A 23,377-nucleotide genomic window follows, 5' to 3' on the forward strand; every position below is an offset into this window, starting at 1 on the left:
CGCGCTCGGGAATCTGGCTTCAGGCCGAGGGATATGCTATCACGCCCGGCCTCGGAGGCCCGACGTCAGCGTTCGCCGCGCACGATGCGGCGCAGCTTCGCCAGCCGTGCCGACACCTCGCGCTCGTTTCCGTGCTCGGTCGGCTGGTAGTAGGTGGCGCCGCGCAGTTCTGCGGGCAGGTACTCCTGCTGCACGACGCCGATCGCGTCGTCGTGCGGATACACGTAGCCCTTGCCGTGGCCGAGTCGCTTCGCCCCCGGGTAGTGGGCGTCGCGGAGGTGCTTGGGGACGCGCCCGGCGCGACCCTCGCGCACGTCGGCGATCGCGCGGTCGATGCCGAGGTAGGCGGCATTCGACTTCGGCGCGGTCGCGAGGTGCACCACGGCCTGCGCGAGCGGGATCCGCCCCTCGGGCATGCCGATGTACTGCACGGCGTCGGCCGCCGACACGGCCACGCCGAGCGCAGTGGGGTCGGCCATGCCGATGTCCTCCGAGGCGAGCACGATGATGCGGCGGGCGATGAACCGGGGATCCTCGCCGGCCTCGATCATGCGCGCGAGGTAGTGCAGCGCCGCGTCGACGTCGCTGCCCCGCACCGACTTGATGAAGGCGCTGATGACGTCGTAGTGCTCGTCGCCGTTGCGGTCGTAGCGGAGCAGTGCACGGTCGACGGCGCGAGCCACGACGTCGGCGGTGATCAGCGGCTTGGCCGGCGTCGCGGCATCCGCTGCCTCGGGGTCGTCGACGTCGCCGTTCGCGTCGGTGACGTCGACGGCATCGGGATCGTCATCGCCCGCGCTCGTGGTCGCGGTCATCTGCGCCGCCGCGACGGATGCCGCCTCGAGGGCGGTGAGCGCACGGCGCGCGTCGCCCGAGGCCAGCCGGATGATCGCCGCGCGCGCCTCGGGGTCGAGCTCGACGGCGCCCGCGAGGCCACGCGGATCGGCGACGGCTCGGTCGACGAGCACGCCGAGGTCGTCATCGGTGAGCAGTTCGAGCGTCAGCAGGAGCGACCGCGACAGCAGCGGCGAGATGACGGAGAACGACGGGTTCTCGGTCGTCGCCGCCACGAGGATGACCCAGCCGTTCTCGACGCCGGGCAGCAGCGCGTCCTGCTGCGCCTTGGTGAAGCGGTGGATCTCGTCGAGGAAGAGCACCGTGGAGAGGCCGTAGAGGTCGCGGCTCGCCCGCGCCTCCTCCATGACCTGTCGCACATCGCGCACGCCGGCCGTGACCGCGGAGAGCTCGACGAACTTGCGCCCGGACGAGCGGGCGATGGCCTGCGCGAGCGTGGTCTTGCCCGTGCCGGGCGGACCCCAGAGGATCACCGAGACCGAGCCGGACTCCCCGGTGCGGTCCCCGGCGAGGGCCACGAGCGGCGAGCCGGGCGTGAGCAGGTGACGCTGTCCCGCCACCTCGTCGAGGCTCGTCGGCCGCATGCGCACGGCGAGCGGCGTCGCGCCGGAGCGCAGCCCCGGGCTGGAGTCCACCATGCCCTCAAGCGTAGCCGCGGCATCCGACAGCGAAGTCGGCGCCCGGCGGGCGGCGAACCGCATCGCACGCGCGATTGGTGCCGACCGCGGCGGGTGCGTAGAGTCGGCTCGCAGGAGTCCCGAGAAGGAGCATGCGTGGCATCGAACGACCGTCAGGCGCGTGAGGAACGTGCGCGCCTCCGCACGTACCAGGCCCGCCAGGAAGTGCACGTCCGCAAGCAGCGCCGCCGCACCAGGGACAACGTCATCGCCGTGATCGCGCTCGTCGTGGTGCTCACGCTCGCGACCGCCGCCCAGCTGTTCTACTTCAGCGGCGGACCGGGGGCACCGGCCGCCGAGCCGACGCCCACGGCGACGCCGACCCCCGAGGCGACCGCCCCCGCCGGCGAGAACCAGGGCGACGTCCCCTCGGCCGACCTCGCCGAGGGTCGCACGTGGACGGGCACCCTCACCCTCAACGACATCCCGCTCGGCGTCGAGCTCGACGGCGCCGCGGCGCCCCAGGCCGTCTCCAGCGAGATCAGCCTCATCCAGTCGGGCTTCTACGACGGCACCAGCTGCCACCGCCTGACGCGTGAGAACATCTGGGTGCTGCAGTGCGGCGACCCCGCGGGCGACGGCACCGGCGGCCCCGGGTACAGCTACGGTCCCGTCGAGAACGCCCCGGCCGACGGCGTCTATCCCGCCGGCACCATCGCGATGGCGCGCCAGCAGCAGAACGGGTACAGCCAGGGCAGCCAGTTCTTCATCGTCTATGAAGACACCACGCTCACGCCCGACGAGGCCGGCGGGTACACCGTCGTCGGCCAGGTCACGAGCGGGCTCGACCAGCTGAAGGCGGGCGTCACCGACGCCGGCACCGCCGACGGCGGCACCGACGGCGCGCCCGCGGTGCCCGTGACGATCACGGGGTTCACGATCCAGTGACGACCCGCGTCGCCGACGCGCGGTGCACGGCGCCGCCCTCGAGCGGTGCAATAGGCTTGATGCCGTCATCGCCGCCCAGTGGGCGGCATCCGACCACGACAGGGTGAGGCCGTGACCGATTCAGAGCAGCAACCGTGGGGCCGCGTCGACGAGACGGGCACCGTCTTCGTGCGCACCAGCGACGGTGAGCGAGAGGTCGGACAGTACCCCGACGCGACACCCGAGGAGGCGCTCGCCTACTTCGAGCGCAAGTACGCCGATCTCGCCGGCCAGGTCGGACTGCTGGAGCAGCGGGTCCGGCGCGGCGCACCTGCGGCCGACGTCGCCAAGGCGGTCACGAACCTCCGCAGCTCGGTCGCCGACGCCCACGCCGTCGGCGATCTCGACTCCCTGTCGCGGCGACTCGAGGCGCTCTCGGGCACCACGAAGGAGCTGACCGAGCAGCAGCAGGCCGAGGCGAAGGCCGCGCTCGGCGAGGCGATCGCCGAGCGCACCCGCATCGTCGAGCAGGCAGAGGCGCTCGCCGCCCAGGATCCCGCGAAGACGCAGTGGAAGCAGGCGACCGCCGAGCTCGACGCGCTCTTCGCGAGCTGGCAGCGCCACCAGCAGGACGGACCCCGCCTGCCCAAGAACGAGGCGAACGAGCTGTGGAAGCGGTTCCGTGCCGCGCGCTCGATCATCGAGCAGCACCGAAAGGCGTTCTTCGCCGAGCTCGACGCCGCCCACCGCGACGTTCGCACGCGAAAGCAGCAGCTCATCGAGCGCGCAGAGGCACTGGCTCCGCGCGGGGCCGACGCCGTCGCCGACTACCGATCCCTGCTCGACGAGTGGAAGCTCGCCGGACGAGCCGGCAAGAAGGTCGACGACGCGCTCTGGGCCAAGTTCAAGGCCGCGGGCGACGTGCTCTTCCAGGCCAAGGCGGAGGTCGACGCGCAGGAGGACGAGTCCTACCGGGCGAACCTCACCGAGAAACTGGCGCTCCTCGAGGAGGCCGAGAAGCTCCTCACGGAGTCCGACCCTAAGGCCGCTCGCGCCGCCCTCAACCGCATCCAGCGCAGCTGGGATGACCTCGGCCGCGTGCCCCGCGACCAGGTGCGCCCTATCGAGGATCGGCTGCGCAAGGTCGAGAATCACGTGCGCTCCCTCGAGGACGAGCGCTGGCAGCGCGAGGACCCCGAGAAGAAGGCGCGCTCCGAGGGCATGCTGGGCCAGCTCCAGGACGCCATCGCGAAGCTCGAGGCCGAGCTCGCGGCAGCCGAGTCGGCCGGCGACGAGCGGGCGATCGCCTCGGCCCGGGAGGCACTCGACGCCCGTCGCGCGTGGCTGAAGGCCGTCGGCGGCTGAGCTGACCACCGAACGACTCGAACGCGCGTCCCGGATCGGGGCGCGCGTTCTCCACAGATGACGGTCCTGGTCGATCGCGCGGTGCCGGATGCCGCAGCATGGGCGTCATGGCCAGGCTTCCCGCGGTGCTCGGCACCGACCATCTGCCCCTCGCTGAGCTGTGCGCCGCACGGCTCGACGGCGAGCTGTTCGCGATCGACGACGGATGGGCACCGGTCGACGAGCCCGACCTACCCGAGTTCCGAGCGGCCGCCCTCGCCTTGCGTGTTCCCCGTGCGCTGATCATCGAGCGCCTCTCAGCCGCCTGGGTCCACGGGGCCGTCGACGTTCCGCCCTCGATCGCCCAGTTCTGCGTGCCCCTGAGCGCGCGCATCGCGGTGTTCGCCGAGCGACGGGCCACGGTCCGCGAGGTCCGCATCGACGACGGTGAGGTCATCCGACTCGGTGGCGTGCGGTGCACGTCGGTCGTGCGCACCGGCTTCGACCTGCTCCGCGACCCGGGCCTCCCCGACGACGCGTCCGTCGAGGTCACCGCGGCCCTCTTCGAGACACGCCGGGCGCTCCTCGACGAGCTGGCAGCGAAGCTCCAGGCGGCGGTCCGGATGCCCTACCGCTCAGCCGCGCTGGCGCGTCTCGGTCGCGTCGAGGCCTGCCTCGGAGCGTCCGCTGCTCGCGTCCGACCGGTCGTGGCCGGTGCTCCGGTGGGTCAGCCGTCGCTCACGCGATAGACGTCGTACACGGCATCGATGCGACGGACCGCATTGAGGACCCGGTCGAGGTGGGTCGTGTCCCCCATCTCGAACACGAACCGGCTGAGCGCGAGCCGATCGGTCGAAGTGGACACGTTGGCCGAGAGGATGTTCACGTGGTGCTCGGAGAGCACACGGGTGACGTCCGACAGCAGGCCGGCCCGGTCGAGCGCCTCGATCTGGATCTGCACGAGGAAGAGGCTCTTGGAACTCGGCGCCCATTCCACGTCGATCATGCGCTCGGGCTCGTTCATGAGGGACTGCACGTTGTGGCAGTTGGCCTGGTGCACCGAGACGCCCGAGCCGCGGGTGATGAAGCCGACGATCTCGTCGCCCGGCACGGGCGTGCAGCAGCGCGCGAGCTTCACGAGGATGTCGGGCGCACCGCGCACCAGCACGCCCGAGTCGGAGTTCCGCGGCAGTGGGCGCGACCGCACCGGGATGGGCAGGTCGGGCTCGTCCCCCTCGTCGACGTCGCGCACGAGGGCGACGACCTTCTCGAGCACCGACTGCGTCGAGACGTGTCCCTCTCCGACCGCGGCGTACAGCGAGGAAACGTCGTCGTACCGCAGTTGGGCGGCCACCTCGGCGAACGACTCCTGGCTCATGAGCTTCTGGAGCGGGAGGTTCTGCTTGCGCATCGCGCGGGCGATCGCGTCGCGGCCCTGCTCGATGGCCTCGTCGCGGCGCTCCTTGGTGAACCACTGGCGGATCTTGTTGCGGGCGCGAGGGCTCTTGACGAAGGTCAGCCAGTCCTTGCTCGGACCGGAGTCGGGGTTCTTCGACGTGAACACCTCGACGACGTCGCCGCTGGAGAGCTCGCTCTCGAGCGGCACGAGGCGGCCGTTGACCTTCGCGCCCATGGTGCGGTGCCCCACCTCGGTGTGCACCGCGTAGGCGAAGTCCACGGGGGTCGCACCCGACGGGAGCCCGATCACCCGGCCCTTCGGCGTGAAGACGTAGACCTCCTTCGCGCCGATCTCGAAGCGGAGCGAGTCGAGGAACTCCCCCGGATCGGCCGTCTCGGCCTGCCAGTCGGAGATGTGCGCGAGCCACGCCATGTCGGTGTCGTTGGCGTTCTGGGCGTCGGTGGTGCGCCCCGAGTTCATCCGCTCCTTGTACTTCCAGTGCGCCGCGACACCGTACTCCGCGCGCTGGTGCATGTCGTGGGTGCGGATCTGGATCTCGACCGCACGACCCTTGGGACCGATGACGGTCGTGTGCAACGACTGGTAGAGGTTGAACTTGGGCGTGGCGATGTAGTCCTTGAACCGGCCGGGCAGCGGCGTCCACCGTGCGTGGATGGAGCCCAGGACCGCATAGCAGTCGCGCACCGAGTTCACGAGCACCCGGATGCCGACGAGGTCGTAGATCTCATCGAAGTCGCGTCCGCGCACGATCATCTTCTGGTAGATCGAGTAGTACTGCTTCGGCCGGCCCATGACCTTGCCGCGGATCTTGGAGGCCTTGAGGTCTTCACCGACGAGGTCGATGACGTTCTGCACGAACTCCTCGCGCTGCGGAGTGCGCTGGCGCACGAGACTCTCGATCTCGGCGTAGAGCTTCGGGTACAGCACGGCGAACGAGAGGTCCTCGAGCTCCCACTTGATCGCCTGGATGCCGAGCCGATGGGCCAACGGCGCGTAGATCTCGAGGGTCTCGGTGGCCTTGCGCGAGGCGGACGCGGCCGGCACGAACCCCCAGGTGCGGGCGTTGTGGAGCCGGTCGGCCAGTTTGATGATGAGGACGCGGATGTCCTTCGACATCGCGACGATCATCTTGCGGACCGTCTCGGCCTGGGTCGAGTCGCCGTACTTCACCTTGTCGAGCTTGGTGACCCCGTCGACGAGCATCGCGATCTCGTCACCGAAGTCGGCGCGGACCTGGTCGAGCGTGTACGCCGTGTCTTCGACCGTGTCGTGCAGCAGTGCCGCGGCGACCGTCTTCGAGCCGATGCCGAGGTCGGCGAGGATCTGCGCGACGGCGATCGGATGGGTGATGTACGGCTCGCCGCTCTTGCGCTTCTGACCCTCGTGGGCGCGCTCGGCGACGGTGTACGCCCGCTCGATCAGCCCGAGATCGGCCTTCGGATGGTGCATCCGCACCGTGCGCATGAGGGTCTCGACCGCACCCGACGGCTGCGCCTTCGAGAAGATCCGAGGAACCAGGCGGCGCAGCGAAGCGGTCGAGTTGACTCCCGCTTCGGTCATGCGCGCACCTCCAGAACTCAATTATCGCCGCTCTGCGAGGTCTTCCGTGCCACTCTCGCCTGAGGCGAACATCACGCCGTGGGCAGCGCCTCGGCGTCGCGGACGACGGCCGCTGCGCGCTCGCGCTCCTTCAGCACCTTCTGGTCGTGTCGATGGATCGCCGGCTCGCCCTCGCGCAGCTGCGAGTACAGCGGCGCGGCGATGAACACGGTCGACCAGGTGCCGACGAGGATGCCGATGAGCAGGGCGAGCGAGATGTCGCGCAGGGTGTCCGCGCCGAGCACGCCGGCGCCGATGAAGAGGATCGCCGCGACCGGTAGCGCCGCCACCACGCTCGTGTTGATCGAGCGCACCAGGGTCTGGTTCACCGCGAGGTTCACCGACTCCGCGAACGTGCGGCGGGACTCCTGTCCGTCTTCGGTCGTGTTCTCGCGGATCTTGTCGAACACCACGACGGTGTCGTACAGCGAGTAACTCAGGATCGTCAGGATGCCGATGGTGGCCGCCGGGCTGATCTCGAAGCCGACCGCCGCATAGAGCCCGACGGTGACGATCAGGTCGCCGATCAGGGCGAGGATGGCCGCGAGCGACATCTTCCAGGTGCGGAAGTACAGGGCCATGATGATGCCGGCGAGGAGCAGGAACGCGCCGAGGCCGAGGAGCGCCTGCCTCGTGACATCCGCACCCCAGCTCGGACCGATGAACGACGACGTCACCTCGGACACCGGGACGTCGTAGGCCTCCGCCAGGGCGTTGGCGACGGCGAGCGAGTCTGCCTGCTCGAGCTGGTCGGTCTGGACGCGCACGCCCGTGCCGCCGACGATCGTGACGTGCGCATCGGCGTCGGGGACGACGGATGCCACGGCATCGATGGCCGGCTGCGGCTCGGCGTTCTCGATGCCGGCGATCTGGAACTGCGATCCGCCGCGGAACTCGATGCTGAAGTTGACGCCGCGGAGCACCGGGATCAGCACCGTGAGGATGATCAGCACGCCGGCGATGGCGTACCACTTCTTGCGGCCGCCGACGAAGTTGAACGAGCGCTTGCCCGTGTAGAGGTCGTTGCCGAATGTGGTGAGCCGGTTGGCCATCAGGACTCCTTGCCTTCGCTCGAGCCGCTGCCGACGCCTGCGGTGGCCTTGCGTTCTGCGATGGTCTGGCGCTTCTGCGCCTCTCGTGCGCTCGAGGCGACCTTGCCCGCGGGCACGGCGACCGGCTTGCGGAACTCAGCACGGCCGCGGTAGACCGCCCCGAGCGCGTTCGGGTCGAGGCCCGACCACGGATTGCCGCTGGAGAAGAACCGTGTCTGCGCGAGCAGCTGCAGCATCGGGTGGGTGAACAGGATCACGACGAGGACGTCGATGATCGTCGTGAGGCCGAGGGTGTAGGCGAAGCCCTTCACGCTGCCGACGGCGAGGACGAACAGCACCACGGCCGCGAGCAGGTTGACGCCCTTCGACGCGAGGATCGTGCGGAAGGCGCGCTTCCAGCCCGCCTCGACGGCGCCGACGAGTGGGCGGCCGTCGCGCAATTCGTCGCGGACGCGTTCGAAGTACACGATGAACGAGTCGGCCGTGAATCCGATCGCGACGATGAGGCCCGCGATGCCCGCGAGCGAGAGGCGGTACCCCTCACGCCACGACAGGATCGTGATCGCCAGGTAGGTGATCAGGCCGACGATCGCCAGGGACGCGATGGTCACCGAGCCGAGCGCCCGGTATTGGAACAGCGTGTAGATCACGACCAGGATGAGGCCGATGAGCCCCGCGATGAGGCCCGACTGGAGCTGCGAGGTGCCGAGCGTCGCCGAGATCGTGTCGGAGGACTGCACGGTGAAGCTGAGCGGCAGGGCGCCGAACTTCAGCTGGTCGGCGAGCGACTTGGACGACTCCTGCGTGAAGCTCCCTGTGATCTGCGGGCGACCATCGGTGATGGCGCCGTTCATCTGGGGAGCCGTCAGCACGGCGCCGTCGAGGACGAACGCGAACTGGTCGCGCGGCGACTGGCCCTGCAGCCCGAAGAGACGGGTGCTGACCGCGCCGAAGTCCTCGGTGCCCTTCTGGTCGAACTGGATGTTCACTGCCCACTGACCGGTGCTGGCACCAGTCTGCGTGGTGACCATGCCGTTGGTCGCGTTGACGATGTTCTCGCCACTCGCCTCGACCGGGCCGAGCAGGTACTTCGCCGTTCGGCTGACGTCGCAGGTGACGAGCGGTTCGTCGGCCGGAGCGACGTTCGCCGCGGCGTCGTCGAGGCTCGAGCAGTCGAAGTTGTCGAACTGGTCCTGGAGCGCCGGGGTGACCCACGCCGGGTCGCTGCCGTCCGTCGGCTCGGTGGTCGGAGTGGACTCGAGCTCCTCGGCCGGTTCCGTCGGGGCCGGGGACTCGGTCGAGTCGATCGCCTGGTTCGTCGCGGCATCCGCGAGCAGCACGGCGCGCAGCTCGAGTTTGGCCGAGGACTCGATGCGGTCGCGGGTCTGCTCGTCGAGCTCACCCGGGATGCGGACGACGACGTTCGACCCCTCGGTGTTGATCTCGGCCTCGGCGACACCCGACGCGTCGACACGCTGGCGGATGATCGAGACCGCCTGGTCGAGCTGCTCCTGCGAGACGGAGGCGCCCGACTCGACCTTGGGCTCGAGGATGATCTGCGTGCCGCCCTCGAGGTCGAGCGCGAGCTTGGGGGTCCAGGACCCGCCGCCCCACATCACGCCGGCCGCGTTGATCGCGAACAGCCCGACGATGATCACGCCGAGCCAGGTGAGCGATCTCCATGCCTTGCGAACGGGGGTCGGCCGGGATGACCGCTTGGATGGTGCAGCCACAGGTTCTGCTTTCTCTGCAAGAGCCCGCGCGACAGCGCGCGGACCGAGCTTGGTTCGGGAGTCTTAGTCGTCCGACTTCTTGGTGTCGGGCGTCTCGTCGGTGGTCACGTCGTCGACGCGCTCACCGAACTCCGGCTGGCCCTCGAGTGCGGAGCCGCCGACCTCGGTGACGGGGGCGACCGCTGCCGGCTCGACCACGCGGGCGATCGTCTGGCGGTGGACGGTCAGCACGGTGCCGGGCGAGGTCTCGAGGAGGACCTGGTTCTCGTCTTCGTCGATCGAGAGGATGGTGCCGTAGACGCCGAAGTTGGTCATCACCTTCGCGCCCGCCGTGACCTTCGACTGCAGCTCCCGCGCATCGGCCTGCCGCTTGCGCGAGTTGCGGAACATGAAGAAGATCAGCACCGCCAGGACGGCGAGCATGATGATGGTGAACGGATCGAACGTCATGAGGGGAGGGAACCTTCCGGTGTGCGGCGGGCCGCACGGAGTCGACGGCGTTGAGGACCAAGCCTCAAAGGATTATAGGTCATCGATCGGGAGGGTGGCTGCGCCCTCGGGAGCACCCGGTGCCAGCCCGAAATGCCGCCACGCCGATGGGGTCGCGACTCGGCCGCGCGGCGTACGCGTGATGAGCCCGATGCGCACCAGGAACGGCTCGACCACGGCCTCGATCGTCTCGGACTCCTCGCCCACCGAGACGGCGAGCGTGTTGAGGCCGACCGGGCCGCCGCCGAACCGCGTCAGGATGATCATCATGACCGCGCGGTCGAGACGGTCGAGGCCGAGTGCGTCGACGTCGTAGAGGTCGAGCGCGGCGCGGACCGCCGTGACATCCGCATCGCCGCCGTGCACGAGCGCGAAGTCACGGACGCGGCGCAGCAGGCGGTTGGCGATGCGAGGGGTGCCGCGGCACCGGCCCGCGATCTCGGCGATCGCCTCGCGGTCGATCGCCAGCCCGAGCAGCGATGCGGCGCGCGCGAGCACCTGCTCGAGCTCGGCCTCGTCGTAGAACTCGAGGTGCGCCGTGAACCCGAAGCGGTCGCGCAGCGGGTTGGGCAGGAGGCCTGCCCGGGTGGTCGCGCCGACGAGCGTGAACGGGGCGAGGTCGAGCGGAACCGACGTGGCACCGGCTCCCTTTCCGACCATGATGTCGATGCGGAAGTCCTCCATGGCGAGGTAGAGCATCTCCTCGGCCGAACGCGCCATGCGGTGGATCTCGTCGATGAAGAGCACCTCGCCGGGCACCAGCGAGCTCAGGATGGCCGCGAGGTCGCCGGCGTGCTGGATGGCAGGGCCGCTCGACATGCGCAGCGGCCGCCCGCCCTCGTGGGCGACGATCATCGCGAGCGTCGTCTTGCCGAGCCCCGGGGGCCCGGCGAGCAGGATGTGATCGGGCGTGCGCTGCTGCAGGGTGGCCGCGGTCAGGAGGAGCTGGAGCTGGCCCCGCACGCGCGTCTGGCCCACGAACTCGGCGAGGCTCCGGGGACGCAGGGCGCCCTCGAAGGCGAGCTCGGCCTCGGACGCGAGGATCGGGTCGGTGAGGTCGACCCCGACGAGGTCGCCGTCGTCGACGCCGTTCGCGGTCACCGCGCCCGCCCCGCGTGCTGCGCCGGGCCGAGCCGAGCGAGGGTGAGCCGGAGCACGGACGGGACGGAGCCGGCCTCGGTCTCGGATGCCGTGGCCATCGTCTCGTCGACCGCCTCGGCGGCGACCCGCTCGGACCAGCCGAGCCCGGTCAGCGCGGCGAGCACGCTCTCGGCGACCCCGCCGGTCACGACGGGCGCCGCGGTGGGGCCGGAGGGCCGCGCCACGAGCTTGCCGGCGAGGGAGAGGGTGATGAGCTTCGCCGTCTTCGGGCCGATGCCGCTGACCTTGCGGAAGACGGCGTCGTCGTCGCCCTGCACGGCCGCGGCCACCTGGTCGGGCGAGAGGGCGGAGAGCACGCCGAGGGCCGACTTCGGGCCGACGCCCGTGACACCGAGCAGCAACTCGAACACGTCGAGCTCGTCGCGGGAGGCGAACCCGAAGAGGGTCAGCGCGTCCTCCCGCACCACGAGGCTCGTGTGCACCGAGGCCTCATGCCCCTCGCGGCAGGCGAGGGCGAACGCGGGCGTCGTGTTGACGTGGAATCCGACCCCGCCGACCTCGATCACGACCGAACTGCCTGCCGCCGTCAGGACGGGGCCGCGGAGAGAGGAGATCACTCCTTCACCCTACGGGCCGCCCCCGACACCGCAGCGGAACGCTCGGCGGCGATCCACGCCCGCTGGGCCGGAGTGAGCGTGGTGCCCGGAGCGGGCGGCGCGGCGGCGTCGAGCACGGCCGCGCCCGCCACTCCCCCGGTGCGCCAGGCGTGGCAGATCGCGAGGGCCAGCGCGTCCGCGGCATCCGCCGGCTTCGGGACCTCCTCGAGTCCGAGGATGCGGGCCACCATGGCGCCGACCTGCGCCTTGTCGGCACGGCCGTAGCCCGTGATGGCGGCCTTGACCTCGCTCGGCGTGTGCAGCGCCACCGGCAGCGCCCGCCGGGCCGCGATCAGCATCGCCACGCCGGAGATCTGCGCGGTGCCCATGATGGTCGACACGTCGCTGCGTGCGAACACGCGCTCGAGCGCGACGGCCTGCGGCCGGTGCTCCTCGAGGATCGCCTCGAGGCCGTCCGCGATGCGGGCGAGGCGCCTCGGCGTGTCGAGGTCGGCCGGCGAACGCAGCACGACCACGTCGACGAGTCGTGCGGTGCGGTTGGGCTCGACGTCGACCACGCCCACGCCGCAGCGCGTGAGCCCCGGGTCGATGCCCAGCACGCGCACGGCGATCGGCCTAGTCCTCGGCTTCGAGCTCGGCCTGCACCTCGGCCGAGAGGTCGAAGTTGCTGTAGATGTTCTGCACGTCGTCGCTGTCCTCCAGCGCGTCGATGAGACGGAACACCTTGCGCGCCGTGTCGGCGTCGACCTCGACCTTGAGGTTCGGCACGAACGCGGCATCCGCCGAGTCGTAGTCGATGCCGGCCTCCTGGAGGGCGGTGCGGGCCGCGACCATGTCGGATGCCTCGGTGATCACCTCGAAGGTGTCGCCCTCGTCGTTGACCTCCTCGGCGCCCGCGTCGAGCACCGCGGCGAGGATGTCGTCTTCGGTCGTGCCCTCGGAGGGGACGACGATGACGCCCTTGCGCGCGAAGTTGTAGGCGACGCTGCCCGGGTCGGCCATGGTGCCGCCGTTGCGGCTCATGAGGGTGCGCACCTCGGCGGCCGCGCGGTTCTTGTTGTCGGTGAGGCACTCGATGAGCAGTGCGACGCCGTTGGGGCCGTAGCCCTCGTACATGATCGTCGTGTACTCGATCGACTCACCGGTGAGCCCGGCACCGCGCTTGATGGCGCGGTCGATGTTGTCGTTGGGCACCGACGTCTTCTTCGCCTTCTGCACGGCGTCGACCAGCGTCGGGTTGCCCGAGAGGTCGGCACCGCCCATCTTGGCTGCGACCTCGATGTTCTTGATGAGCTTGGCGAACGACTTCGCCCGTCGCTGGTCGATGACGGCCTTCTTGTGCTTGGTCGTCGCCCACTTGGAATGCCCGGACATGATGCTCCTGAATCGCTTCGCGGCGGGTGCATCCGCCGACGAACCATTGTATGGCAGCGGCCGGGCGGCAACCGGTCGACGGGCGGATGCCGCAGCGACGGGCTTCAGCCGAGGATCTTGCGGAGCGTGCGGAGGTTGCGGTTCGTCGTGACGGGCTTGTACGTCGCCTTCGACAGCAGCTTGGCGAACGGGGTGTCGACGGTCGTGCCCTTGACCGGGTTCCAGTAGACGACCCCGTCGCCCACGGCGAGGGGGTCGACGTCGGGATCGGCTTGGTCGGCGAAGCCAATGAGCTCGGCGGCGACGGCCGGTTCGGCGGCGAAGATCACCCATGGCTGGCGCTTCGCATCGTCGGCGTCGAAGGGGAACGCCTCGATGGCGCGCTCGAGCTCGGCCCGGGTGATCAGCACGATCCACGCGTCGTAGCCGAACCGATCGCGCAGCCCGTGCTCGATGCGAGACTTCATGGCTGCTCGGGCGTCGCGCGACGGGGCCTCGAAGACGACGTTCCCGCTCGCGAGCACGGTGCGCACGCCGTCGAAGCCGAGCCCGGCGAACAGGTCGCGCAGCTCGGCGGACTTCACCGTGACGCCGCCGACGTTCACGCCTCGCAGCAGGGCGATGTACTGGGTCATGACGCGACCATAGCCCCGGCCGCCGACCCCCGTGTCACCCCGCGGCGGCGACGCGCCGCTCGCGAACCTTGCCGAGGAAGTACTCGTGGAACCGGTACTCCCCCGTGATCTCGGGATGGAAGCTCGTGCCGAGCAGGTTGCCCTGCTCCACCGCGACCACGCGTCCATCCTCGAGCTGCGCGAGCGGCGTCGCCCCGGGGCCGACCGAGTCGACCACGGGCCCGCGGATGAAGACGGCGTGCACCGGCTCGGGGCCGAGCGCCGGGACGTCGAGGTCGGTCTCGAACGACTGGTTCTGCGATCCGAAGGCGTTGCGCCGCACCACCACGTCGAGGCCGCCGAGGCTCTGCTGGCCCGCGATCGCGTCGAGCACTGTGTCGGCGAGCATGATCAGCCCGGCGCACGTGCCGTAGACCGGCATCCCGTCGCCGATCGCGTCCTGCAACGGCTCGGCGAGGCCGAACGAGCGCGAGAGCTTGTCCATGACGCTCGACTCGCCGCCGGGGATGACGAGCCCGTCGATCTCGGCGAGCTCACCCGGCCGGCGCACCAGCGAGACGCGCGCACCGAGCCGCGAGAGCACGTGCGCGTGCTCTCGGAAGTCGCCCTGCAGGGCGAGCACGCCGACGCGAGGTCCGCCGGGGGCCTCCTCCCCCGCGCCGATCGACTCGCTGCGGAGGGTGGTGGTCACCAGCCGCGCTCGGCGAGACGGTGCGGGGCGGCGAGGTCGCCGACGTTGATGCCGACCATGGCCTCGCCGAGGCCGCGCGACACGTCGGCGATCACGGCGGGGTCGTCGTAGAACGTCGTCGCCTTGACGACGGCCGCGGCGCGGGCCTCGGGGTTGCCCGACTTGAAGATGCCGGAGCCGACGAACACGCCGTCGGCGCCGAGCTGCATCATCATGGCCGCGTCGGCCGGGGTGGCGACGCCGCCCGCGGTGAAGAGCACCACGGGCAGCTTGCCGGTCTCGGCGATCTCGGCCACGAGCTCGTACGGCGCCTGGAGGTCCTTGGCCGCGACGTAGAGCTCGTCGCGCGTCATCGACTTCAGCTGGTTGATCTCGGAGGTGATCTTGCGGATGTGCTTGGTCGCCTCGGAGACGTCGCCGGTGCCGGCCTCCCCCTTCGAGCGGATCATGGCCGCACCCTCGTTGATGCGTCGGAGCGCCTCGCCGAGGTTGGTGGCGCCGCAGACGAACGGCGTGTTGAACGCCCACTTGTCGATGTGGTTCACGTAGTCGGCCGGCGAGAGCACCTCGGACTCGTCGATGTAGTCGACGTCGAGCGCCTGGAGCACCTGCGCCTCGACGAAGTGGCCGATGCGGGCCTTCGCCATGACGGGGATCGAGACCTCGGCGATGATCGCCTCGATGAGGTCGGGGTCGCTCATGCGGGCGACCCCGCCCTGGGCACGGATGTCGGCGGGGACGCGCTCGAGCGCCATGACGGCGACGGCGCCGGCATCCTCGGCGATGCGCGCCTGCTCGGGCGTGACGACGTCCATGATGACGCCGCCCTTCAGCATCTCGGCGAGGCCGCGCTTCACGCGGCTGGAGCCGGTCTCGACAGTGCTCATCGGGGGGTCCTTTCGACGGATGACGCGCAATCGCGCAGTTCTGCGGACAGAACGCCCGCTTGACCTAGGCCAAAAGATAGCATGGTCCGGCACGGAGATTCGGAGCACCCATGGATCATGACCTGACCCTCGAGATCACCGGCCGGTCGGCCGCGGACATCGCCGCGAGCGTCCGCGCGCTCATCGAGCGCGGCGGGCTGCAGCCCGGAGATCCGCTGCCCCCCGTGCGCAACCTCGCCGAGAGCCTGGGCGTCAACCGCAACACCGCGGTCGCGGCGTACCGCCAGCTGACCTCGGCCGGCATGGTCGTCACCCGCGGCCGCGGTGGCACGCACGTCGCCGACCGCTCCGCCGTCGCGCAGGAGGGCTTCGCTCCCGACAGCGTGCTCCGCGACGTGGCGACCGGGAATCCCGACCCCGATCTCATCCCCGACCCGTCCCGCGCCCTCGCCGGCATGGCGGGCCGGCCGGTGCTCTACGGCGAGCCCGTGATCGACCCGGGCCTCGAGCAGTGGGCGCACGCGTGGATGCGCGGGGACCTCGCCCCGTCCGACCTCCGGCTCACGATCACGAACGGGGCCGCCGACGCGGTCGAGCGGCTGCTCGCCCAGGCGCTCGTGCGCGACGACGCCGTGGCGCTCGAGGATCCCTGCTTCCTGACCAGCATCCACACCGTGCGTGTCGGCGGGTATCGTGCCGTGCCGGTGCCGGTCGACGACGAGGGCATGACCGTGGCCGGGCTGCGGTCCGCGCTGGAGCAGGGCGTGCGCGCCGTCGTGAGCACGCCCCGGGCGCAGAACCCCACCGGGGCGAGCCTCTCGGAGGCGCGGGCCGCGGAGCTTCGCGAGGTGCTGCGCGAGCACCCATACGTGCTCGTGATCGAGGACGACCACTTCTCGATGCTGTCGCGAACCCCGTTCCGCTCGCTCATCGGCCCAGATCATCGGCGATGGGCGCTCGTGCGTTCGGTGTCGAAGTTCCTCGGACCCGACATGTGCCTCGCCGTCGCGGCATCCGATCCCGACACGGCCGAACGACTCGCGACGCGCCTCACCCCCGGCACCACGTGGGTGAGCCACCTGCTGCAGCGCCTCGTGCTCTCGCTCGTCACCGACTCCGACGTCACGGCCCGCGTCACGGCCGCCGGCGCGCACTACGCGGCGCGCAACGCGGCGTTCGCCGCGCGGCTCAGCGCGCTCGGCGTCCCGGCCGCAGCCGGCGACGGCCTCAACCTCTGGGTCCCGCTTCCGGTGCCGGCGCGCGACGTCTCCGAGCACCTCATGCGGCGCGGATGGCTCGTGCGCGCGGGCGACGAGTTCTCCCTCGCCGATGCGAGCGCGGTGCGCAGGCTCCGGCTCACGGTGCACGACCTCGCCGACGCCGACGCCGACCGGCTCGCCGGCGACGTGGCCGCGGCCGTGCGTGCGGCGGGCGGGCGACTCGTCGCGGCCGAGATGGAATGATCGAGGGGTGAAGGTCCTCTCCATCCAGTCCGCCGTCGCCTATGGCCACGTCGGCAACTCCGCGGCCGTGTTCCCCCTCCAGCGCATCGGCGTGGAGGTCATGCCGGTCTACACCGTGAACTTCTCGAACCACACGGGGTACGGTGCCTGGCGCGGCCCGCTGATCAGTCCCGAGGACGTGCGCGAGGTCATCGCCGGCATCGAGGACCGCGGGGCATTCCCCGAGATCGACGTCATCCTGTCGGGCTACCAGGGTTCCGAGGGCATCGCCGACGTCATCCTCGACGCGGTCGCGCGCATCAAGGCGGCCAACCCGGCGGCCGTCTACTCGTGCGATCCGGTGATGGGCAATGCGAAGAGCGGATGCTTCGTCGCGCCCGCGATCCCCGTGCTGCTGCGCGAGCGCGTGGTGCCGGCCGCCGACCTCATCACGCCGAACCAGTTCGAGCTCGGATACCTCACCGGCACCGAGCCCGGATCGCTCGAGTCCACGCTGGATTCCGTCGACCTGGCGCGGGCGTCGGGCCCACGCACCGTGCTCGTGACCAGCGTGGAGCGGCCCGATCGCGAGGAGGGCACCATCGAGATGCTCGCCGTCGACGAACACGGCGCGTGGATCGTGCAGACCCCCCTGCTGCCGCTGAAGGCGAACGGCTCGGGCGACGTGACAGCAGCGCTCTTCACCGCGCACTATCGACGCACCGGCGACGCGGCGGACGCGCTCGCGCGCACCGCGTCGAGCGTGTTCGACCTGCTCGAGAACACCCACGAGTCGGGCGAGCGCGAGCTCCGGCTCGTCGAGTCGCAGGAGGCCTACGCCCACCCCCGGATGCAGTTCGAGGCCCGCCGGGTGCGCTGAGCCGTCAGGGCCGCCGGATCCTCAGGCGGGCCACGCCTCGGCGATCTCCTGCCGCACCTCGCCGAGCAGTCGAGGCAGGGCCTTCGTGCCGGCGATGATCGGGAAGAAGTTCGCGTCGAGCGCCCAGCGCGGCACGATGTGCTGGTGCAGGTGCTCCGCGATGCCCGCCCCGGCGATGCGCCCCTGGTTCATGCCGATGTTGAACCCGTCGCACCGCGAGACCTGCTTCACGACCCGCATCGCGATCTGGGTCAGCTCGCCGATCTCGGCGACCTCCTCGGGCGTCGCCTGGTCGTAGGTCGCGATGTGCCGGTAGGGGCACACGAGGAGGTGCCCGCTGTTGTAGGGGAACAGGTTGAGCAGGACGTAGGCGCGCCTGCCCCGCGCGACGATGAGCGACTGCTCGTCGCTCATCTCGGGCGCGCGGCAGAACGGGCAGGTGTGCTCGTCGGGCTGCTGCCCGTGCTGGATGTACACCAGCCGGTGCGGGGTCCAGAGCCGCTGGAACGCGTCGGGCACGCCGGCGAGGTCGGACGCGGCATCCGTGGGGACCCCGTCGAACTCGTCGGCCTGGTATGCGCGCGTCATCCGAACAGGTCGTCCCTCGTGGTCACCTGGCGGCGGTCCTCGATCGCCGCACGCACCCGGGCGACGGCGTCGGCGATCGGCACGCCGTTCTCCTGCGTGCCGTCACGGAAGCGGAAGCTCACCGTGTCACCCGCGCGGTCGTTCTCGCCTGCGATGAGCTGGATCGGCACCTTCAGCTGGGTGTGGGTGCGGATCTTCTTCTGCATGCGGTCGTCGCTCGTGTCGAGGTCGGCGCGCACGCCCGCTCCGCGCAGCTCGTCGATGATGCCGCCGAGGTAGTCGGCGTACTCGTCGGCGACGGGGATCCCGACGACCTGGACCGGCGACAGCCACAGTGGGAACGCGCCGGCGTAGTGCTCGAGGAGGATGGCGAAGAACCGCTCGATCGAACCGAACAGCGCCCGGTGGATCATGATCGGGCGCTTCTTCAGCCCGTCGCGGTCGGTGAACTCGAGCCCGAAGCGCTCGGGGAGGTTCGGGTCGACCTGGACGGTGGACAGCTGCCACGTGCGACCGATCGCGTCGCGCGTCTTGAGGTCGATCTTGGGTCCGTAGAAGGCGGCCTCACCGGGCATCTCGGTGAGCTTCAATCCGCTCGCCCGAGCGACATTCCGCAGTGCGTTCGTGGAGTACTCCCAGAACTCGTCGGAGCCGATCCACTTCTCCTTGCTGTCGTCGCGCATGGAGAGCTCGAGCTCGAAGTCATCGAGCCCGAAGTCGCGCAGCATCGAGATGACGAAGTCGATGACCTTCGTCGCTTCCTCTTCGAGCTGCTCGGGCGTCACGAAGAGATGCGAGTCGTCCTGGGTGAAGCCGCGCACCCGGGTGAGGCCGTGCAGGGCTCCCGAGAGCTCGTTGCGATAGACCGTGCCGTTCTCGGCCAGGCGCATCGGCAGGTCGCGGTAACTGCGACCGCGCTCCTTGTAGATGAGGATGTGCATCGGGCAGTTCATGGGCTTCAGGTAGTAGTCCTGGCCCTGCCTGGTGATGTTGCCCTCGGCGTCACGCTCCTCGTCCATGCGGATGGGCGGGAACATGCCCTCCCTGTAGGTCACGAGGTGGTTGGACTGGAGGAAGAGATCCTCCTTCGCAATGTGCGGCGTGTAGACGTAGGTGTACCCGCCCTCGATGTGTCGACGCCGGGCGTGCTGCTCCATCTCCATGCGCACCGTTCCGCCGCGCGGATGCCAGACCGAGAGCCCCGACCCGATCTCGTCGGGGAAGCTGAAGAGGTCGAGCTCGCGCCCGAGCTTGCGGTGGTCGCGCTTGGCCGCCTCCTCGAGCCGGTGCTGGTAGGCGCGCAACTCGTCCTTCGTCGGCCACGCGGTGCCGTAGATGCGCTGCAGCTGCGGATTCTTCTCGGATCCACGCCAGTACGCCGCCGCGATGCGCGTGAGCGACCAGCCGTTGCCGATCATGCGGGTGTTCGGCAGGTGCGGGCCCCGGCAGAGGTCCTTCCAGACCGTCTCGCCGGTCTTCGGGTCGACGTTGTCGTAGATGGTGAGCTCGCCGCCGCCGCCGACTTCGACCGACTCGTGGTCGTCGCCGGTCGACTCGCCGTGTCCGGTCGACCCCTTGAGCCCGATGAGCTCGAGCTTGTACGGCTCGCCGGCGAGCTCGGCGCGGGCGTCGTCGTCGGACACGACCCGACGCACGAAACGCTGGCCCTGGCGCACGATGCGGGACATCTCCTTGTCGAAGGCCTTGAGGTCCTCCGGGGTGAAGGGCTCGGCGACGTCGAAGTCGTAGTAGAAGCCGTCGGCCACCGGCGGCCCGATGCCGAGCTTCGCCTCGGGGTTGACGGCCTGCACCGCCTGGGCGAGCACGTGCGCGGTCGAGTGGCGCAGGATGGCGAGGCCGTCGGGCGAGTCGATCGTGACCGGCTCGACGACGTCGGCGTCCGTCACCGTCGTGGCGAGGTCCTTGAGCTCGCCGTTGACGCGCATCGCGACAACGGATCGATCGGTGAAGAGCTCGAAGCCGTCGGCCACTGTGAACCACTCCCTCTGGGGTCGAAACGAACCCTTCAACTGTAGTGCGGCGGCAGGGGCAGCCCGGCCGCCGACTGCCGGTCGGTGCGCACCCTGATGACGCGGCGGCATCCGAGTTCTAGAGTTTGCCTCATGTCCAGCTCAGACCCCACCGACGACGACCGCGGCGCAGCGGCCGGCACCGCGCTGTTCGCGGACTTCGAGACCGACCTGACCGCGGAGGACTGGGCCGCCAAGCGCCGAGCCGGCGAACTCGGATTCGGCCCGATCTTCTGGGCGCCCATCCAGGTGCTCTCCCCCACCGTCACGGTCGGTCTCGGGCGCACGAACCTCACGCTCATCCGCCCGACGATCGTGCAGACCGACGCCGCCGAGCCGTACGCCGGCTTCGACCTCCGGGAGTCCCCGCACCGCAACCCCGCCGTCTCGGTGCACTTCAACCCGGCCGCCTACGGCGCGACCGGCCCCGGCACCTACGTGTTCACCTTCGCCGTGGACGCGCCCACGCGCGCCGCCTTCACGCCGAGCGGGTACGCGGGCAGCGGCACCGTGGACGCACCGGGATCGATCCGCTTCAGCGGCCGCCGCGTCATCACGATCATCCTGCGGAACGTGCCGCCCGGCCTGGACGCGTCGGCGGCGATCGAGCAGACGTCGGGCGAGGCCTGGTCGTGGTTCAGCACGAGGATCGCGCACCCGCCGCTCGTCTTCGATCCGCTCCCGATCGGCTGAGCTCAGCTCTTTCGCCATCGGGCGCAAGCGAGTGCACGCGGATGTCGCGATTTGCAACGGCTTTCGCCCGCATCCGCAAGAACTCGACTCTTCGTCGACATTCCTTCGCAGCCCCTTGTGACGCCGTCAAGCGCGGACGTAGGGTCGGCTCACTCGTGGGTGCAGCAGTCGCCCGCGGTGTCCGATGGCGTGCACCACCGAGAGGAACCGAGTCGACGATGACGCGATCCACCAGCCATACGTCCGAGCCCATCCGGCGCCGCCCGCGGACACCGAGGGCGCGCGCGGCGATCGGCGCCGCCGTCGCATCGGGGCTGCTCGCCGCAGCAGTGCTCGCTGCGCCCGGTGCCGCCGTCGCGGCATCCGGAGCGCCATCGGCGCCCGTTCCGGCCGTCACTCGGGCGGCCCTCGACCCCGAGCTGGTCGCCGGCCGTGGCGCCGACGTGCCCTTCCTCGAGCAGGAGGCCGAGGGAGCGGTGCACACCGGCACGGTCATCGGCCCCGACCGCGCGGCCTACACCCTCCCCGCCGAGGCGTCGGGACGGAGCGCGGTGCAGCTCGCGCCGGGGCAGTACGTGGAGTTCACGCTGCCGGCGCAGGCCAACGCGATCACCGTGCGCTACAGCATCCCCGACGCGGCGGAGGGCGGCGGCATCCGCTCGCCTCTCGACATCACCGTGAACGGCCGGCAGAAGCGCACGATGAGCCTCACCTCCGAGTACTCCTGGCTCTACAACCAGTACCCGTTCACGAACGACCCGAACGCGGGCCTCCTCCACCCCGACTGGTGGATCACCGAGTGCGGGTGCGTGCCCGGGACCGACTACGCCGTCACGACCCCGTTCCGCCCCATGCACTTCTACGATGAGCAGCGGATGCTCCTGGGCCGGACATACGAGGCCGGTGACGTCGTCCGGCTGGCCGTCCCGAAGCGGGCCACGGCCGAGCTGACCACGATCGACCTCCTCGACAGCGAACTGGTCGCAGCGCCGCACGTGCGACTGAAGGCCGCGAACGTGCTGCTGTTCGGGGCCGACCCGACCGGCAGGCGCGACGCCGCACCGGCGTTCGATCGGGCGATCGCCTTCGCGAAGCGCCACGACCTGCCCGTGTACGTGCCGCCGGGCACGTTCCGCGTCGACCGGCACGTCATCGTGGACGACGTGACCATCGAGGGTGCCGGCAGCTGGTACACCACCATCCGCGGGAGCGAGGTGGCGCTCGCCGAGCCGGCGCCCGACGGCTCCGTGCACACCGGCGTGGGCTTCTACGGCAGGGATGCCGCGGAGGGCGGCAGCACCAACGTGCACCTCTCGGGGTTCGCCATCGAGGGCGACGTGCGCGAGCGCATCGACACCGACCAGGTCAACGGCGTGGGCGGGGCGATGAGCGACTCGACCATCGAAGGGCTCTACATCCACCACACCAAGGTCGGCATGTGGTTCGACGGGCCGATGGACGGCCTCGAGGTGCGCGACAGCATCATCGTCGACCAGATCGCCGACGGGCTGAACTTCCACACCGGGGTGACCGGATCCACGGTCGAGAACACCTTCGTGCGCAACACCGGCGACGACGGGCTCGCGATGTGGTCGGAGACCGTCGCGAACGCGGGCAACGCGTTCGAGCGCAACACCGTGCAGACGCCCACGCTCGCCAACGGCATCGCGATCTACGGCGGCACCGACACCACCGTGTCGGGCAACCTCGTCGCCGACCCGATCCGCGAGGGCAGCGGGCTGCACGTCGGCTCCAGGTTCGGCGCCGAGCCCTTCACCGGCTCGCTCGCGATCGTCGACAACACCACCGTGCGGGCCGGCACGTACGAGCTCAACTGGAACATCGGGCTCGGGGCGGTCTGGTTCTACGCGCTCGACCGATCGATCGACCAGGCCGACATCCGGGTGACCGGCGACCACTTCCTCGACAGCACCTACAACGCGATCATGCTCGTGTCCGACTGGCCCGTGAAGGACCAGGTGTCCATCTCGGGCGTGCACTTCGCCGACGTCCGAGTCGACGGCACCGGCACGTCGGTGGTCAGTGCCAGGGTCGCGGGCTCGGCATCGTTCGAGAACGTCGACGCGCGCAACGTCGGCGCGGTGGGGGTGAACAACTGCGGCACGTTCCACTTCACGCCGGCGGGGTCGGAGTTCTCGCTCGTCGACCTCGGCGGCAACGACTCGAGCGGCGTGAACACGACCGGGCCCTGGCTCGCGCCGTGGGAATTGCCGAACACGATCACGTGCGATGATCGGCCGCCGGTCGTCGCACCACCAGCGCCATCACCCTGGTGAGGTGAGCTGATCGCGATGGGCCGGATGCCTCGAACGGGGCATCCGGCTTCTCGCGTCGGATGACTCCCCAGTGCAATGCGAAAGGCCCCGGCGATGCCGGGGCCTT

The 23,377-nt window shown here is 70.3% G+C and carries 21 protein-coding genes; 7 read left to right on the forward strand and 14 right to left on the reverse strand.

The features are described 5' to 3' along the window. Positions 1–65 precede the first annotated feature (65 nt). On the reverse strand, positions 66–1,493 hold the full coding sequence (locus AC1DZA_RS05975; RefSeq protein WP_476772059.1) for a replication-associated recombination protein A: 1,428 nt from the start codon (positions 1,491–1,493) through the stop codon (positions 66–68). A gap of 135 nt (positions 1,494–1,628) precedes the next feature. Between AC1DZA_RS05975 and AC1DZA_RS05980 the strand changes: the two genes are divergently transcribed. The 3 genes from AC1DZA_RS05980 (at position 1,629) to AC1DZA_RS05990 (ending at position 4,492) form a co-directional block, all read left to right on the forward strand. Further along, positions 1,629–2,420, forward strand: coding sequence for a peptidylprolyl isomerase (locus AC1DZA_RS05980; RefSeq protein WP_476772060.1), 792 nt, complete (start codon positions 1,629–1,631; stop codon positions 2,418–2,420). Between the two features lie 111 nt (positions 2,421–2,531). Continuing rightward, positions 2,532–3,764, forward strand: coding sequence for a DUF349 domain-containing protein (locus tag AC1DZA_RS05985; protein ID WP_476772061.1), 1,233 nt, complete (start codon positions 2,532–2,534; stop codon positions 3,762–3,764). A 107-nt stretch (positions 3,765–3,871) separates the two neighbouring features. Further along, complete coding sequence (locus tag AC1DZA_RS05990; protein ID WP_476772062.1) at positions 3,872–4,492, forward strand: type IV toxin-antitoxin system AbiEi family antitoxin; 621 nt, start codon at positions 3,872–3,874, stop codon at positions 4,490–4,492. Here the strand turns inward: AC1DZA_RS05990 and AC1DZA_RS05995 are convergent. From AC1DZA_RS05995 to pdxS, 11 genes are all read right to left on the reverse strand, one after another. Next, positions 4,471–6,723, reverse strand: a complete 2,253-nt coding sequence (locus AC1DZA_RS05995) for a RelA/SpoT family protein (protein ID WP_476762406.1) — start codon at positions 6,721–6,723, stop codon at positions 4,471–4,473. The genes AC1DZA_RS05990 and AC1DZA_RS05995 overlap by 22 nt on opposite strands. A 71-nt stretch (positions 6,724–6,794) precedes the next feature. Then, on the reverse strand, positions 6,795–7,814 hold the full coding sequence (secF, locus tag AC1DZA_RS06000; protein WP_476762405.1) for a protein translocase subunit SecF: 1,020 nt from the start codon (positions 7,812–7,814) through the stop codon (positions 6,795–6,797). Beyond that, positions 7,814–9,430 (reverse strand): protein translocase subunit SecD, encoded by a 1,617-nt coding sequence (secD, locus tag AC1DZA_RS06005; protein WP_476762409.1) that lies wholly within the window; start codon positions 9,428–9,430, stop codon positions 7,814–7,816. The genes secF and secD overlap by 1 nt, the downstream gene beginning before the upstream one ends. Before the next feature lie 180 nt (positions 9,431–9,610). After that, entirely contained in the window at positions 9,611–9,997 is a 387-nt protein-coding gene (gene yajC, locus AC1DZA_RS06010) for a preprotein translocase subunit YajC (RefSeq protein ID WP_476762404.1), read from the reverse strand. 72 nt (positions 9,998–10,069) lie between these two features. Then, positions 10,070–11,080, reverse strand: coding sequence for a Holliday junction branch migration DNA helicase RuvB (ruvB, locus tag AC1DZA_RS06015; RefSeq protein WP_476772348.1), 1,011 nt, complete (start codon positions 11,078–11,080; stop codon positions 10,070–10,072). A 53-nt stretch (positions 11,081–11,133) separates the two neighbouring features. Next, a complete protein-coding gene (ruvA, locus tag AC1DZA_RS06020; protein WP_476772063.1) occupies positions 11,134–11,754 on the reverse strand; it encodes a Holliday junction branch migration protein RuvA in 621 nt (206 codons plus the stop codon). Continuing rightward, entirely contained in the window at positions 11,751–12,359 is a 609-nt protein-coding gene (gene ruvC, locus AC1DZA_RS06025) for a crossover junction endodeoxyribonuclease RuvC (RefSeq protein WP_476772064.1), read from the reverse strand. Before ruvC ends, ruvA begins: the two co-directional genes overlap by 4 nt. 10 nt (positions 12,360–12,369) lie before the next feature. After that, on the reverse strand, positions 12,370–13,128 hold the full coding sequence (locus AC1DZA_RS06030) for a YebC/PmpR family DNA-binding transcriptional regulator (RefSeq protein ID WP_159603390.1): 759 nt from the start codon (positions 13,126–13,128) through the stop codon (positions 12,370–12,372). 104 nt (positions 13,129–13,232) lie between these two features. After that, positions 13,233–13,763, reverse strand: a complete 531-nt coding sequence (locus AC1DZA_RS06035; protein ID WP_476763019.1) for a DUF1697 domain-containing protein — start codon at positions 13,761–13,763, stop codon at positions 13,233–13,235. A gap of 34 nt (positions 13,764–13,797) precedes the next feature. Then, positions 13,798–14,454, reverse strand: a complete 657-nt coding sequence (pdxT, locus tag AC1DZA_RS06040) for a pyridoxal 5'-phosphate synthase glutaminase subunit PdxT (RefSeq protein WP_476763018.1) — start codon at positions 14,452–14,454, stop codon at positions 13,798–13,800. Then, positions 14,451–15,341: a pyridoxal 5'-phosphate synthase lyase subunit PdxS gene (gene pdxS, locus AC1DZA_RS06045; protein WP_309978886.1), complete on the reverse strand. Its 891-nt coding sequence runs from the start codon at positions 15,339–15,341 to the stop codon at positions 14,451–14,453. The genes pdxT and pdxS overlap by 4 nt, the downstream gene beginning before the upstream one ends. Before the next feature lie 110 nt (positions 15,342–15,451). Here pdxS and AC1DZA_RS06050 point away from each other — a divergent pair, with 110 nt between their 5' ends. Both AC1DZA_RS06050 and pdxY read left to right on the forward strand, forming a co-directional pair. After that, positions 15,452–16,804: an aminotransferase class I/II-fold pyridoxal phosphate-dependent enzyme gene (locus AC1DZA_RS06050; RefSeq protein WP_476772065.1), complete on the forward strand. Its 1,353-nt coding sequence runs from the start codon at positions 15,452–15,454 to the stop codon at positions 16,802–16,804. A 7-nt stretch (positions 16,805–16,811) separates the two neighbouring features. Further along, complete coding sequence (gene pdxY, locus AC1DZA_RS06055) at positions 16,812–17,663, forward strand: pyridoxal kinase PdxY (RefSeq protein WP_476772066.1); 852 nt, start codon at positions 16,812–16,814, stop codon at positions 17,661–17,663. 21 nt (positions 17,664–17,684) lie between these two features. Here pdxY and AC1DZA_RS06060 read toward each other — a convergent pair whose 3' ends face one another. Both AC1DZA_RS06060 and thrS read right to left on the reverse strand, forming a co-directional pair. Continuing rightward, entirely contained in the window at positions 17,685–18,251 is a 567-nt protein-coding gene (locus AC1DZA_RS06060; protein WP_476772067.1) for an HIT family protein, read from the reverse strand. Next, a complete protein-coding gene (gene thrS, locus AC1DZA_RS06065) occupies positions 18,248–20,197 on the reverse strand; it encodes a threonine--tRNA ligase (protein WP_476772349.1) in 1,950 nt (649 codons plus the stop codon). Before thrS ends, AC1DZA_RS06060 begins: the two co-directional genes overlap by 4 nt. A 177-nt stretch (positions 20,198–20,374) precedes the next feature. Between thrS and AC1DZA_RS06070 the strand changes: the two genes are divergently transcribed. Together AC1DZA_RS06070 and AC1DZA_RS06075 are read left to right on the forward strand one after the other, a co-directional pair. Next, on the forward strand, positions 20,375–20,974 hold the full coding sequence (locus AC1DZA_RS06070; RefSeq protein ID WP_476772068.1) for a hypothetical protein: 600 nt from the start codon (positions 20,375–20,377) through the stop codon (positions 20,972–20,974). Positions 20,975–21,192: 218 nt separating this feature from the next. Next, entirely contained in the window at positions 21,193–23,271 is a 2,079-nt protein-coding gene (locus tag AC1DZA_RS06075) for a glycosyl hydrolase family 28-related protein (protein WP_476772069.1), read from the forward strand. The last annotated feature ends 106 nt before the right edge of the window (positions 23,272–23,377 follow it).

It is taken from the genome of Agromyces sp. P2_B3 (assembly GCF_056404815.1).